Below are 14,123 nucleotides of genomic sequence, written 5' to 3' on the forward strand. Positions count from 1 at the left end.
ATGTTGATGGGAATGGGCTCGATATAAGGAGAGACTATTGGAGATTATCGCGGAGTATAAGCCAACCGGACATCGGCATCAGTTGGGGACATTAGATATCGCGCTGCTGTTGAATACGTTAGAGCAACGAGGTATCGATATTGAAAGGCTACTCAATGATGTGGGTTTGCCGAATATGGATTGGCGAGACTCGAATGGAAAGCTGACTTACGCTGACAAGCTTGCGTTATTTAGCGCGGCTAATCAGAGTTTTCCTCACGATGGCTTGGGGCTTTGGTTGGGAGAACACGCTAGCTTGAGCCATTTTGGTGTGTTGGGTTATGCGCTATCAACCAGTCAAAATGTCGGGGAGGCCATCAAGTCGGGCTTCAAATATCTGCGCCTGAACGGTCCTATTTTCTCGGTTAAATTGTTTCTAGATTCCGAGCAAGCAGTGATTCAGATTGAGAACACCTTGGAAGTGGGTGATCTCCTGCCTTTCTGCAGTGAGTATTTCTTGAGTTCCATCGTCTCTTTGTTCAAAGAACTCACTGGTCATGAATTGGATATTCACACTTTGGCTTTGCCTTATGCTCGCCCTAACTACGCCAAGCTTTATGACAACCGCTTCCAGTGCCCGGTGATTTTTGAACAAAACCATTGTGAACTGCGTTTTGATGCTTCTGTTTTGTCACAAACCTTATTGACTCATGATGCCGCGACACTGAAGCGCTATCTCGCGTCTTGCCAGTCGATAGTGGAAACGTTGGACTCGGAACATTTGTTGACTAACCAGATCAAAACGATCTTTTATCAAACTGCAGGTAGCTTCCCGAATATTGAACAACTCGCAGAAGAGTTTGGTTGCAGTTCTCGTACACTCAGGCGAGAGCTAGTGACCCATGATTCCAGTTATCAAATATTGCTTACCGAAGTTCGAGTGGAACTCGCTAAAGAACTATTGCTCGGTACAACCATGAGCATTGATGACATCGGTGAAAGGCTCGGTTATAGCGATCCTGCAAACTTCAGAAGAGCGTTTAAAGGGTGGCTCAATAAAACGCCTGCGCAGTTCCGTAACGGTTTAAGTTAAAGCGTTACTTGCTAAAAAACTGCTCCCTGAAATCGGATACTTGCTGCTGATAGTAACTGTCCCAATCTTGTTGAGTCCAAGTGGCATAACTTGAGGAACGCTGAGAGCCTAAGGTCGCTTTGAGCTGATCCAGTTGCTCGTGGTAAGTCATCACTGTTTGTTGCTGTTGCGCGACTTGTTGTTCTCGTGCGGCAATGTTATTGGCCTCAGTTTCATCTAAGTAGGTCTCTTGAAGGTCCGCTTTGACTGATACTATCTCAGCAGGGCTATAGCTGCTGGGTATCAAAGAGACTGCCAATTCATATTTTTGAAGCTGTGTTTCGGCGTTTAATGTGCCCGTATTGTTTTGCCATTCACTAAGCAAACCTTGATAGTTGGCCAAAAACTGGCTCGCTTCGTTTTCTTTAAGGGTGTTTGCGTCGAGCGTAAAATCTAGATGCGCAAACTGGTCTGCGAATAGCTGGTGGGCCAACTCGCCCCATACTTGCTGTGCAGACTGCTTGAATAAGGCCACACGATCTTCAAGAGTTTCTATGGATTCTAGTGGGATAGTGCTTTGGGTTAATTGCCAGTCGACTGATAGCTGCGGATAGTCGCTCAGTAACTCAAACCATATACTCGGCAACTCTGATTTCAATCGTGCGAGTTGCTCAGTGCAGTCATCGCGTTGTTTGCAAAGCGCCCAGAACCCATCGAGTTCATCGAATAGAGCTTTACCTTCAAGTTCGCTTAAGTTTTCAACATGCGTTTCTCCGCCCGATGATTCTGCTTCGGCTTGTTTGTTCTGCGATGCTGTATTTTCCGAACTGGCGGTTGCAGTTGGTGTGGAATTATCGTCAACAGTTGTCGTAGGACCACGCGGCTTAGCTTCTGTGTGTTGAGCAGAAGATAGCGGCGTTTCGTTCGTTTTTGATGACCACGAATAGCCAATAATGCTCGCCGTTAAGACGAGCATTAGGATTAATATAACTCGATGCATTATTGGTTCACCGAGTTACTTGATGACAGCGCTAACAGGGAAGTGGTCTGAAAGGTTGTAGTGCTTCCATAACTTACTGCTTGTTGAGCGAGGAACATCAACGCGGTTATTGTTGTGAGTTTTTTGTGCGTACTCCGAACTCACCACTACGTAATCCAAGTATTCGACGTTTTCCCCGCCAGACATAGGTTCGCCTGCAAAGTTGTTGATGCGAGGATCAAAGGTGGAAGCGGTATAACCTGAATACTCAGGCTCAGCGGCTTGCAGGTTAGCGAACATCTGTTGGTAGTCGCCTGGGAACTTCAGCTTGTTCACATTGAAGTCACCGCTGTAAATAACCGTTTCTGAGGTTGGTATTTCCAGTGATTGAGCAAGCTGACGCATCTGTTTAAATTGACGCTGTCGGTAGTCACGAGCGGTGTCCGTATCGAATGATGCGGTGTGGGTGCCAAACACATGATAAGCCTGACCATTTTTGATGACCTCAGCGTAATTCACGCCCTTATCAGCGAAACAATCTGTGCCTGTACAATCAGGGAACACGTATTGCGCTTCGTTGACAATAGGGTAGCGACTCACAATGACCACGCCACCGTCATAGATGTTAATCCCATCTTTATCGAGCATTTTGGTTTGGTACGGGTACTCTTTTGCAAGTTCACGCAAGAATTCATCTCTGCCGTTAGCAAACACCTCTTGTAGCGCCAACACGTCGTAGCCTTTTACATATTGAGGGAGAAGATCGTAGCGGTCACCAATATGCGAAGCGATGGCAGGTAGCGCCCAGATGTTGTAGGTCATGACTTTGAGTGTATTGGCATCCGGCTCTGGTTGCTCATCTACTTTGGGTGGGGTGATGGTGTAATAAATATCATCGTAGCGCGCCGTAGAATCGGCTTTAAGTGCAAGCTCTGCATTGACCCCGAATGTATCGGTTGTGCTGCGATGAATATTACGATCGTCATGCAGCGTTAGGTTGACGTCTGCGGCACTTAAACCATGTTGCAGTGTCGAGTTGTACCAATGACCTTTCATGGTTTGGTTGAGCGTGACACTCTCTCCCACAGCGTTCGATACTACAGTGTCAAACTCGTATGTTTTACCGGACTTCACGCCTGTCCAGCGGTTGAAACTTATCAGCTTTTTGGTTTCCCACGGGCCAATTTGTTCAACATGTTGCTGCCACTCATCACCAAGTTGCAGTAAGTCGGTACCAGTATGATTGGTTTGAATCGTCATCACTTGGTTGGTGTTATTGGTCAGGTACACATCGGTATCTGCAATCGCCGATGTTGAAATGAATGAAGCTGATGCAAGTAATGCACTCAGGCAAGTCCATTGAGTTTTCATTTTCACGTTATCCTTACTGATTGGTTTAAAGAATAACGTAGTAAAGAGTTATGACATTGGAGTTATAACTCTATCAGAATTATCCAAATATTAGATATATGCCATGGTTTTATAAATTCGATTACTCATTGATAATTAACATATTGCTTTATCGGAATGATAAGTGATACGCGCGCACGCTAAAAAATAGAGGAAGGATTTGGGTTTGAGGGTAAGTCACTAGTGGTTGTTTTCGTGGAAATCATAGGTCGGTAAACAACCAGAAATGGATGCTGTGAATCACGATAAGGAATAACGCTAACCGCCTTGCTCTATCAGCAAAAATTTTGCCATTGTTCAGTAAACAGATTCCTCAAAAACAGGTATGATAGTGTCGTTTTTAATCCTGAACTGGGAAAGTCATGGCAAAGTTAACACTCCAAGAGCAAATGCTTAAAGCTGGCTTGGTAAATGAGAAAAAATTAAAGAAGGCGAAGAAGGGCTCTAAAAAGTCTCGCGTTCAGTCTCGTGAAGCAAAAGCGGCAGCAGAAGAAACTAAACTGGCGCAGCAAGCGAAAGACAAAGAGTTAAACCAACAGTTGAAAGAACAGCAGTTGAGCAAAGAAATTAAAGCTCAAGTGAAGCAACTGATTGAGATGAACAAGATCGAACAGAAGAACGGTGAGATCAAATACAACTTCACCGATGGTACGCTAGTTAAATACCTTTACGTAGAAGACCTGACTCAAAAGCAACTAAGTAAAGGTATTCTAAGTATCGCGCGTCAAGGCGAAAGCTATGTTGTTATTCCTACTGCGGTAGCGAACAAGATCGCGATGCGTGACGAAGAATCTATCGTTGATACTCAAGCTTCAAGCGCTGATGAAGTAGACGAAGATGATCCGTACAAAGACTTCGTGATCCCAGATGATCTAATGTGGTAGTCCTCGACTAAATCACTATCTAATTCGTCAATTACTTGTGGCGTGAAGAAGTATTAAAAGCCCCGATGTGTCTTACATCGGGGCTTTTTCAATGTTGGCAACTGCATAGAATTATTTACGGGCTCATCTGAACCGGTCATGTCTCTATATTTGAGAAATAATTCATTGCCGGTGTCTCACTTACGACCGCTTTACTGGTAAGTAGCCAAGTAGCCAAGTAGCTAAGTAGCTAAGTAGCTAAGTAGGTAGGTTACCTACTAAGGCTTTGGCCAGCTAATCGGCAACAATGTCTGCGATGTCGAAAGTTGAGTCTTGTTGGTTGTTTTTAAGTTGATGATATTCGAGCTGATATTGCTCATAGCCATCAAAATAGCAGTCGCCGATTTCATTGCGTGGGCAAATTTGTACATCGTCTCTTGCGACCAGTTCAGTTGAACAAGATGGGCAATGTTTCATAGATCCTCCTGATGGAATCCCAGTGTATAACCGACTCCATTAACTCAAACTTTTGTTTCGTTGTGATTTCATTTTTAAGTCAAGTAGCGGGTTTATTTGTCATAACCTCGCTACTTGTTGCTGTGCTTGGCCACAGAAAGGAGCAGCGATATAAGGTGCTTCGTGTTCGACAATGCTGTTTATTGGATGCTACATATATTGAAGCGAGAGCGACTACCTCCACCTAGCATTTTCACATTCTCTTTGTTGCTAAGTGCCTTCCAGGCGGTACTTTCTTCCGCACTGAGATTTGAAGGTTGATAATCTAAGTTAGCGTATCTGGATACAACCACTTGTTTATCCATGCTTTCAGATAGGCTATCGATTACATTAGTTGTCACTTTCCCATCGGAGTAGGCCATGACCAAAACTTCATCATTTTCCTCAAGCGCTGAGACTAACGTGCTTTCATTGTCTTTGCTGTATTGAACATCACTGTAACCTTGGTCTGCGTCTGTCTGTTTGCCTAAAATTGAACGATAAAGAAGGCTCTTTTTACGTTTGTTTAAGGAGTTAAGTGGGGTCTCATTCTGCTTGCTATAAATATTGACCACTTTAATATCGTTTTGAGCAGCGTATTTCAGAATTGAACTTTGGTTTCCGAGTCCTCGGCGTGTTAGCGCTGGTGAATTTTGCAAGCTTTGAGATAAGCGTTGTTCGGTAGCATCAACGATAACAATCGCAGGTTTGTTACCTTCACTTATCGATTTCTTTAGTACTTGTCTAACTTCGCTATGTGCCATTTTCCCTTCTACAGTATCCCAGTTCGGTGCATGCTGAGGTGTTGCGGATGGTCTTGTTTCAAGCGTATATGGCTTGTAGTCGTAGTGCTCTTTCGGCCAATAAGTATTTCTTTTTGCTTTTCCCAAATCGTCAGCCAAATGAAATTCACTCACGATCTTTTCATTTTTTAAATACGCCTTAGGTTTTTCTTGTCCTAGCGCTTTCCATTGGAAGTACATCTCTTCACGAAGGTTGATGATTGACTGCCTGGCACTACTGATTTCCGTAACGGGATCTCGACCGTGTTCAGCATTGTTGTAGTGAGTAATTCCTGTGGTCTGATATTCATAATTAGGAATCACATACTCTGTCGCTTTATTGGTGTCTGGGTGTCGGTGAGACAGAGGCGCATTACCTTGAGGTACGGCACCAGAAGAGAAGTCTCTCGCATGAATGAGTTCATGCCCTAATGCGACGGTTTGATCAAACGGTGTCTCTGTTCCTGGAATATTGACCATCTCCGTGGTGGAGAAGTAAACCGTATTCGAGACCCCCTTACCATTAAACTGTCGCTGCCAAGCTAGCGAGGCCTTTTGTTGATCTTCAAATATAGAGGGTGTCGTCTCAAAGAGTCTTCCTGATCCTTCTGGTTCTCTTATCACAGTGACAACCGCAGCATTAGAGTGGTCGATCCCCATTGTATGTTCAATCAATGGTTCAACACCGTCGTGAGGCGCATTGACCGGAACGTAGGTAGCGATTTGTCGTAAAATTTCTCGTCCAGTTTGTGACAACTGTAGCTTGCGGATTAACACGCTTATATCTGCAAGGTATGCGTCACTCTTTGTTTGTACGTAGAGGTTTCTAGACATGCGATAAAGTTTACCGTGGGTGTCTGAGTTGTACCCAGCAATCACTTTTACGCCATCCGGAGCGTCATAAAAGAGGCCGAATTCTGAGCCTTTTCCAGCATATACATTCATTGGGTCAACAAGCATTAAAAGTACTGAAAGAGTTAAGAAAATCTTAGTTTTCATTGGCTTATTCCTCTAATGCGATTTGTAATTCAATCCAATCTTCGAGTTCTTTGAGGAGCAGATGGTTGAGATGTGGGAGCATGGTGAATTCTTCTTGTTTAATGATTAACCCAAGCTGCCTAATTGCAGACTCGAGATCTCCTTGGCTCAACGCTATTTTTATATTCGCGAGTTGGCCCCAGAGGGCATGTGAAGATACATAGCCTACTTGTTGTTCCAGTTCATCTTGATGCTCATCGGAAAGGTAGCTCAGGTGCAGAGGGGAAAGCGTGCTGTTGAACAGTTGATGTTGACTGTTAGGTGGTACATTGAATTCTGACAGCTGATGTTGCGCGATTTGTAGATAGAGCGAAAGATCGCCCAATAAATATTGAAGTTGGTTGGCATTCGTCGTCTTCATTGCCTTTTCAATGATGCTTTCAATAGCGCTTTGAAAGTTTTGATCAAAGTTAGTGCTTGGCTGCGACATCACGTCATCGAGTATGTCTGCCATTTTTGGGGCATAAAACCTAAGATTTGCTGCAGAGTATACACTTGGATACGGTAACGAGTAATTGAGAGAGCGGATGTAAGACATTGAAATAGCGAGCTTGAATTGAGGTTGAATAAAATGTTCAAAAATTTCATATTGTTTGATTTGATCTAACACTCCGCCGCTCGGTCGCTCTGTTAGCAGCAGTTCATACCAACGGCTAATCTCATACCAACTTTTACGAACGTTTGGATCAGAGCTGTCAATTCCTTTGCTCTCTAGGTACTCGTTGAAAGACGTTTGATAACTAAGAATCTCGATGTTCGCTAACTCGGACACTAGCTCTTCAAATAGTTTGTTTGATGACTGGCCAGATATATAAGCGCTAGCGGTGTTGATTAGCTGAGTTCTAAATAAGCCTGCTGGCCAACCATTAACAACCCTCGATGCAATATGCTGTTCGACATTAAATTCTACCTTTTTTAGCAACAATTCGGATAACTCAGGATCCTTTTTAGGGTGGTAAGTATCGTACAATGGACCAGAGTCTTTACATGCATCTAGAGAAGCTTGAATACCGCCTGGGGCAATGGAAGGAACACCCCAGCAAGTTCTTGCGGGGCGGACTTCTATAGTTGCTGTACTGAGTTGTTCCTCGCTCAGGTAATCGATATCCCACATTTCTTTCGCATACTCTCTCAATCCACTTTGCCTTACTTGAAATTCCAATATACTTCGGTTGATTTTGCTGTGTGTAAGGATCGATACCACGTGAGGCTTTGACCTTTCTATGAGCCGTTTAATTGTGTTCTCTCTATGTGTGGATAGTCGGCGCAAAGCAATTTCAACAAGTTCTCTTTTCTTGCTATGTATATTCAAAGCGAGCTCGTTATAGTCATCTGCGTTCAGTTTATTAATCAGATCCTCGATGCGTGCTGGTCCTTCAATGCGAATGCAGCGTTCGAGCTCTGTTAAAGAGTCTTGAGCATTTTGGCATAGCGGCTGGTGTAGATTTGAATTAGGGGAAACATGCCCGATTGACTTCAACAGTTCTAAATCAATTCGTGCCATTTGTTTAGATAACTGCCTGTCATACGCTGAAGCTAACCGGCGATACTCAGTGTCTGCTTCAAGAAGTAGGTTATCTATATACATAGAGGCAGTGAGCTTGACATGATCGTCGTATTTATTGATGAGTTCGATGGCATCTTGTTTTGAATGATGGAAACGAGAAAATTCTGATGAGTGGTTGGTAAACACGTAATGCGATTGGTTTTCAAATTCGGTGATTTTTTCTTTGGCTGAGAAGTACTTAATGTCATTCGATAATAGGTTTAGCTCATCACCAACTAGAGGAATGAGAGAAAAAATAGAAGCCGTTTTGTCGAGTTGAGTCGAAGATTCTTGAGAGAATGTTTGGACCATGTTGTCGACCCAAAAGCCCACCGCAACAGCATCTCCGATTGGCCCTAAGACTTCCAAAGTAGAAGAACCGGCCTGACCCAACCGATTGATTAGGCTTTCTTGGCTCAACGAGCTTTCGAATGTTTGTGGGACGTTAGCCAACGCTTTTTCTGTTTGTGGCCATGCTGATGTGAAAGATTGCGTGTGCGCATCGTGTTCAAGTTCGCCTAACGCAGTACCAAACTGTGGTTCCAAATAAAGCTCATTTCGAGACCATAAAGAGGCACGATCATTGTTTATTGTGTCTAGTGATTGGGTATCCTGAACTCCATTGCTTAAGCAAAGCGCGGCTGACATGGGGCTGTATAGTATGGCGACAAACCGCCATAACGTGTTTTTGTTTTTCATAGTTAACTTTTTCTTGGAGTGAATAGCTGGCCGTATTTATCGAGATAAAGGTTCACCCATAAACAAGAGCCTCGTTTGGGTGCCGATACGCAGGAGTGTTTTGGCTTTTTTGATTGAGGGGTTGCAAAAAGCTCACCACCAGTGTGGTGAACTTAGATTGGGGAATATGAGTTTGCTTACTGCTGCACAGGGTTAATCACAAGTTGAGCATCTAGATACCCAAGTTGAGCGAAAGTGTCAGGGTTGAAATCAGTCACTATTTTAATATCACCCGCGTAGTAGGTTTCGTGATTGTTGAACGTCGTTGTATCGAATGAATCAACAGAATGCTCAGCGCCGATATCTATCATCCCTGAATATTGAGATTCAGCACTGAATTGACCAGACACGTGAGAGTAGAACGGTCGCACACTGGCACCTGCGGCATATTGCATGCTACTCAGCCCATTCGTGTTGATTGCCCAACTCCAGTCCCACCATTTCATTTCACCAGGTATATAGCGATGGTCCCATTGGTAGCGAATATTGGCTTGCTTTTCGCTGTTGGTGCCCATCGTAAAGGTGTGCGAGACAGTAGGGCGGTTTGTTGGGTGGGAGCTTAGCGCATTGCCGCTATAACGGAGGAAACCTGTGAAGTTCACGTCGTAACTCATGCTCGTTTTGATACGGTACGGGTATGAAATGGTAGAGCGCAAGAACTCAACCTGAAAGGGAAGTACTGAGTTCGCTGGTACAGTGATGATGGCTTGTAGGTCGGTCGGCTCAAAGCGAGAGCCACTGTTGGTATCAGAGAAGCGCTGGCCTTCTTCTAGCACGACTCTTACCTCTGTTTTTCGAACTTGCGGCCAATGAAAGGTCTCATCAATGACGACTGAATCAGCAAGGTCGAAGCGCTGTGTTTTACTCCATTGTGTTGATTGCTTAAAATGAAGGTCAACGACGATTTGTTTCGGCTGATCAGTCTTGTTAATAGCATAAGCTGTAAGGGTGTTGACCAGCTCTTGGTTAGTTTCTTCTACCGAGCCGTGCCAAAACGCAGTGTTATCGAGTACGTAAGAGAAGTCATCGATTGTGATTTTTGTTTTTTCGTCACAACGACTGTTGGTGCAGCTTCCGTCACTATTCCCTTTGATCTCCCAGCCATTATTAAGCTGTTTGACGGACATGTCTTGGCCTACATAGCGGCCATTGTCACCGCCCACCCACGCAAAGCCAAGGTTGTGGGCCAAGTAACTTAATGGCCTGATAAAGCTAGCATTGTCGCTGATTAAAGCTCTTTGAACCTCAAGGTTATGGTTCTCTTGAATGGCTTGTTCATCGTAGTAAGGGAGACCAGCATCCGGCGAGTTTGGATAACACCAAGTGTTGTCGGTCGCTTGTCCTTGTTTGATGAGCCCGTGATAGCCCGAACCCATGATCACCCAATCGTCTTGAAGACCAGCAATCTCCCACACGTTCATACGAGAGATAAGAGCCGTTTTATGTTCTTGAGCCTCAAACTTATTCAGCGGGCGATAGTCTGAACGGCAACTATCGTCGCCGAGTTTATCTAAGACGATTTGGTCAGAGTAAATCTTTGAATGAGCCGTAAAGGGTATTAAAGATAGGGCAGCGCTGAATAGCATGGTTTTACTGACGTTAAGCATGAATAATTTCCTAAATGCCATTTTCTGGCTATTTTTATTAGAATCGATTATTAAATTGTATTTATATTATTGTGAAGCCGAGGGCCCCTAGCGGCGAGTACTTTGTCATATAAAACAAAGCCAAAAGTACTGAAATGAATTGAAAATAAATGCTTATAATTATCAGCTAGTTATGTTGATTTAATTGTTGTTTTATAAAGGATTATTGCGATTGTTTTCAATTAGTTTCAACTATCAAAATATTAGGTGGTTGATTGTTGAACGTTTATATTTTCGTAGCCTGCTATTTGGAAAATTGGCTGAGTGATTAGCTAGCAGGAATGGTTGCCGAACGGCAAGAACAGACGTAAATGAGAATAAGAAATGGTGTTGTGATAGGCAGGATCAAAAAATGCAGCCAATAACCTTTCGGTTGTTGCTGCATCTTTGTTTTATATGGCTCTAGTTAACTCAATTGAACGTGTTTAAGCATCACCTGGCTGTTCGCGTTTACTGTTCCAACCCATAAAGTTGTAGATGTTGTAACGAGCAAAGCCTATCTGTTCATGCAAAGCAAAATCTGTGACCGCAAAGTTGTACCATAGTGGCAACCACGAAACTTGAGCTGCCATATAATCGGCTCTTACTGGAATAACATTTAAGCCGAAGTGGTTGAAGTAGAGCTCGCTGCGACGAATATGCAGGCCAGACGAAACTAACACAATGTTATCGAATTTATGATGCTTCATTAGGTCACTAGTGAGCTGTGCATTCTTCCAAGTGTTTACGCTATTTGGCTCTTGAATGATGTCACGTATTGGAACGCCAAGTCTCAGCAATTGTTGTTGATAAACTTCTGCTTCAGTTACACCATTATTTTGTGCATCGCCACCACTAATGATCACTTTGCATGTGGTTTGAGCTTTCGCACAATCTTTATATTGGCTAGCGGTTTCATTGATTCTTCCGTAAGAGAAGAAGGTCGGCTCGAATTCGCTAGTACTTTTGATTAACTGAGTGCCAGCACCGAGTAGAACAATTGCGTTATTTGAAGACCATTGAATGTCAGGTTTACCTTCATAATCGGCCTGTAGGTCGTTTAATAAGTAACGAGGAATTAGACCTGAACCAATCAACGCAAATGACGAGATAAGAACAAGGAACAAAAAATAAGAGGTCTTACGCCATTGAAGTAAGCGTGTGATGCCAACGAACAGCAGAATAAGTAATAGTATAATAAAGCTCATGAGGATCCTGTTATCGAACTGGTGCCAAGCTGATGTAGCATATTGAAGCGTCGCATCATATATCAGTTATGTTAATCATTCATAGATAACTCATTGTATTATTGAACAAATGCACGATTTCTTTCTATCAAGAACAATCATCGATGAGAGCATTCGAAAAAAATCGCTTTATTATTGTTCGATAATCCCATTCTAAATATAGGTATATAAATCAAGAAAGTTAATTAAACCTTATTTCGTGTTATATAATTTATATGTTCATCGGTTGCCATTTCTTCAACTCGTTAACTCAGCTCTCGTATTCTTAAACTACCAAACTACCAAACTACCAAACTACCAAACTACCAAATTATAAAGCTCTCAAGTTTTCAAAGTAATGCTGAACAAATTTAACGAACACTTGGTGTTTCTTTGCAGGATAAATAACTTGCGGATAAAAAAGGTAAATACTGTTGCCTTGTTGCAGGCATTCATCAAGCAGCACTTGCTCTAATTCTCCAAGCTCGACCTCTTTTGCGACGTAATAACTTGCGATACGGATGATGCCACTGCCAGCCATAGCTTGTTGCTTAAGTAAGTGGTTGTCATTACTTGAAAGCCAGCCGGACACATCAATATTTGCCGATTTTAAAGGCCACTCGGTTTGGTGCAGCGTTGCTAAGCATTGATGGTCATTTAAGTCGTTGGCATTGTTGGGGCGGCCAAACTGATCAAGATAGCCGGGAGTCGCGACTAAATCATGCTGATAGCTAATCAAGTGTTTCGCCACCATGTTGTCAGGTGGCGTATTGGTGGCGCGAAACGCGATATCGATATCATCTTGGTTGAGATTAAAGTTGGTGTAGCTACTGTTTATCTCGAAGCGGATCTCAGGGTATTGTTGCCTAAACTGTTGGCAGATATCGAATAGATATACCTCAGTAAACATCTTTGGCGCAGTGAGGCGTAATAGACCTTTTACGATGTCATGTTGCTCCGAAACGCTGCGTTCAAGCTGTAAGACTTGCGAGCGAATCGTTAAGCCTTGTTGTAACGCGCGGTCGCCTTCTTGGGTTAAACGAACACTGCGTGTGGTTCTGACCAAAAGCGGGCACTGTAAGTCGTTCTCTAAACGTTTGATCTGCTCAGAAAGGTAGCTCTTAGAGATACCGAGCTTTTCGGCTGCCTTGGTAAAGTTGAGTTGCTGAGCAAGTTCTACAAACAGGATCAGTCGTTCTATTCTTTTGTGTTCGTTCATTTGCGCGTTCCTACCTATCTATTGTTCGTCATATCAAACAATCATTTCGTAACTAGCATATTCTGTTTTCTTAAAAGAACAATATGATAGAAGCATATTTCTGGTCAGCAAATCTTCTAAGCGAGAATCGATATGACGAACAGCATTGAATCTACAAACAAAACGAATGAGAAAAAGAGTATCCCGTTATCAAATTATTTGCCGAATGTTGGCCAAGTTGCCTATGGCTGCATGGGGTTAGGTGGTGGCTGGAATGATAATCTAGTGACAAGTGCGGATGTTGCTCAAACACGAAGCGTAATCGACACAGCATTAGAATCGGGTATTAATTTATTCGACCATGCGGACATCTATACCTTCAGCAAAGCTGAGCAAGCCTTTGGTCAAGTATTACAGCAAGCTCCTGAATTACGTGATCAGATGTTCATTCAATCTAAGTGTGGGATTCGTTTTGAAGGCGAGGGGAATGTTGGTCGTTATGATTTCTCGGCTGATTGGGTTGGTCAATCGGTAGACGGCATCTTGAATCGTTTGCATACAGAAAAACTCGATGTGCTGTTATTACATCGCCCTGATCCTTTGATGGAACTCGATGAGCTGGCAAGAGCGTTAGAGCACTTAAAAGCGCAAGGTAAGGTCGATTTCTTTGGTGTGTCGAACATGAACAGCCATCAAATTCAGTACCTGCAATCTGCGCTCGGGCAGCCCATTGTCGCGAATCAAATTGAGATGAGCTTAACCAAGCTGGATTGGTTGAATGATGGGGTGATGATTAACTCGCAAGGGCATCATCAATCAGATTTCGCCGCAGGCACACTAGAACATTGCCAAATGAATAACATCCAACTGCAAGCTTGGGGCTGTTTGGCACAAGGTCGATTTGCTGAGCAAGGTTTGTATTCAGAACATGAAAACGTGAAAAAGACGGCGCACTACGTGGCTCAGTTAGCGAACCAATATGGGGTAGAAAGTGAAGCGATTGTGTTGGCATTTTTGCTTCGTCACCCTGCTCGTATCCAACCTGTTATTGGCACCACAAACCTAGAGCGAATCAAAGCTTCATCAGTAGCGACTCAGATAAACCTGTCTCGTGAAGAGTGGTACAACTTATACGTGTACTCACGTGGTCAAGCACTACCATAAGGAATGAA

The 14,123-nt window shown here is 43.4% G+C and carries 11 protein-coding genes; 3 read left to right on the plus strand and 8 right to left on the minus strand.

From position 1 onward, the window contains the following. Positions 1-37 precede the first annotated feature (37 nt). Positions 38-1,072, plus strand: coding sequence for an AraC family transcriptional regulator (locus tag AC3CH4_RS06790; protein ID WP_488543510.1), 1,035 nt, complete (start codon positions 38-40; stop codon positions 1,070-1,072). A gap of 4 nt (positions 1,073-1,076) precedes the next feature. On the opposite strand, the gene AC3CH4_RS06795 is transcribed toward AC3CH4_RS06790, so the two are convergent. Both AC3CH4_RS06795 and AC3CH4_RS06800 read right to left on the minus strand, forming a co-directional pair. Further along, on the minus strand, positions 1,077-2,027 hold the full coding sequence (locus AC3CH4_RS06795) for a chromosome partitioning protein ParA (protein ID WP_488543624.1): 951 nt from the start codon (positions 2,025-2,027) through the stop codon (positions 1,077-1,079). Positions 2,028-2,066: 39 nt separating this feature from the next. Next, positions 2,067-3,401, minus strand: a complete 1,335-nt coding sequence (locus AC3CH4_RS06800) for a sphingomyelin phosphodiesterase (RefSeq protein WP_488543511.1) — start codon at positions 3,399-3,401, stop codon at positions 2,067-2,069. 401 nt (positions 3,402-3,802) lie between these two features. On the opposite strand from AC3CH4_RS06800, the gene AC3CH4_RS06805 reads away from it, so the two are divergent. Then, positions 3,803-4,324: a DUF2058 domain-containing protein gene (locus AC3CH4_RS06805; protein ID WP_488543512.1), complete on the plus strand. Its 522-nt coding sequence runs from the start codon at positions 3,803-3,805 to the stop codon at positions 4,322-4,324. 273 nt (positions 4,325-4,597) lie between these two features. Here the strand turns inward: AC3CH4_RS06805 and AC3CH4_RS06810 are convergent, their stop codons facing one another. From AC3CH4_RS06810 to AC3CH4_RS06835, 6 genes are all read right to left on the minus strand, one after another. Beyond that, entirely contained in the window at positions 4,598-4,780 is a 183-nt protein-coding gene (locus AC3CH4_RS06810; RefSeq protein WP_017077989.1) for a hypothetical protein, read from the minus strand. Positions 4,781-4,959: 179 nt separating this feature from the next. Further along, a complete protein-coding gene (locus tag AC3CH4_RS06815; RefSeq protein WP_488543625.1) occupies positions 4,960-6,540 on the minus strand; it encodes a M91 family zinc metallopeptidase in 1,581 nt (526 codons plus the stop codon). 43 nt (positions 6,541-6,583) lie between these two features. Then, positions 6,584-8,863, minus strand: coding sequence for a hypothetical protein (locus AC3CH4_RS06820; protein WP_488543513.1), 2,280 nt, complete (start codon positions 8,861-8,863; stop codon positions 6,584-6,586). A gap of 176 nt (positions 8,864-9,039) precedes the next feature. After that, on the minus strand, positions 9,040-10,509 hold the full coding sequence (locus AC3CH4_RS06825; RefSeq protein WP_488543514.1) for an aerolysin family beta-barrel pore-forming toxin: 1,470 nt from the start codon (positions 10,507-10,509) through the stop codon (positions 9,040-9,042). A gap of 464 nt (positions 10,510-10,973) precedes the next feature. Next, positions 10,974-11,735, minus strand: a complete 762-nt coding sequence (locus tag AC3CH4_RS06830; RefSeq protein ID WP_488543515.1) for a YdcF family protein — start codon at positions 11,733-11,735, stop codon at positions 10,974-10,976. 349 nt (positions 11,736-12,084) lie between these two features. Next, a complete protein-coding gene (locus tag AC3CH4_RS06835) occupies positions 12,085-12,972 on the minus strand; it encodes a LysR family transcriptional regulator (RefSeq protein WP_114633395.1) in 888 nt (295 codons plus the stop codon). A gap of 132 nt (positions 12,973-13,104) precedes the next feature. Between AC3CH4_RS06835 and AC3CH4_RS06840 the strand changes: the two genes are divergently transcribed. Further along, entirely contained in the window at positions 13,105-14,115 is a 1,011-nt protein-coding gene (locus AC3CH4_RS06840) for an aldo/keto reductase (RefSeq protein WP_488543516.1), read from the plus strand. The last annotated feature ends 8 nt before the right edge of the window (positions 14,116-14,123 follow it).

It is taken from the genome of Vibrio sp. QJM3NY_26, assembly GCF_057786005.1.

Coding starts and splice junctions, on each gene's coding strand:
- AC3CH4_RS06795 (WP_488543624.1), bottom strand. CDS start 2,027: ATGCTCGTCTTAACGGCGAGCATTATTGGCTATTCGTGGTCATCAAAA.
- AC3CH4_RS06800 (WP_488543511.1), bottom strand. CDS start 3,401: ATGAAAACTCAATGGACTTGCCTGAGTGCATTACTTGCATCAGCTTCA.
- AC3CH4_RS06805 (WP_488543512.1), top strand. CDS start 3,803: ATGGCAAAGTTAACACTCCAAGAGCAAATGCTTAAAGCTGGCTTGGTA.
- AC3CH4_RS06810 (WP_017077989.1), bottom strand. CDS start 4,780: ATGAAACATTGCCCATCTTGTTCAACTGAACTGGTCGCAAGAGACGAT.
- AC3CH4_RS06815 (WP_488543625.1), bottom strand. CDS start 6,540: ATGCTTGTTGACCCAATGAATGTATATGCTGGAAAAGGCTCAGAATTC.
- AC3CH4_RS06820 (WP_488543513.1), bottom strand. CDS start 8,863: ATGAAAAACAAAAACACGTTATGGCGGTTTGTCGCCATACTATACAGC.
- AC3CH4_RS06825 (WP_488543514.1), bottom strand. CDS start 10,509: ATGCTTAACGTCAGTAAAACCATGCTATTCAGCGCTGCCCTATCTTTA.
- AC3CH4_RS06830 (WP_488543515.1), bottom strand. CDS start 11,735: ATGAGCTTTATTATACTATTACTTATTCTGCTGTTCGTTGGCATCACA.
- AC3CH4_RS06835 (WP_114633395.1), bottom strand. CDS start 12,972: ATGAACGAACACAAAAGAATAGAACGACTGATCCTGTTTGTAGAACTT.
- AC3CH4_RS06840 (WP_488543516.1), top strand. CDS start 13,105: ATGACGAACAGCATTGAATCTACAAACAAAACGAATGAGAAAAAGAGT.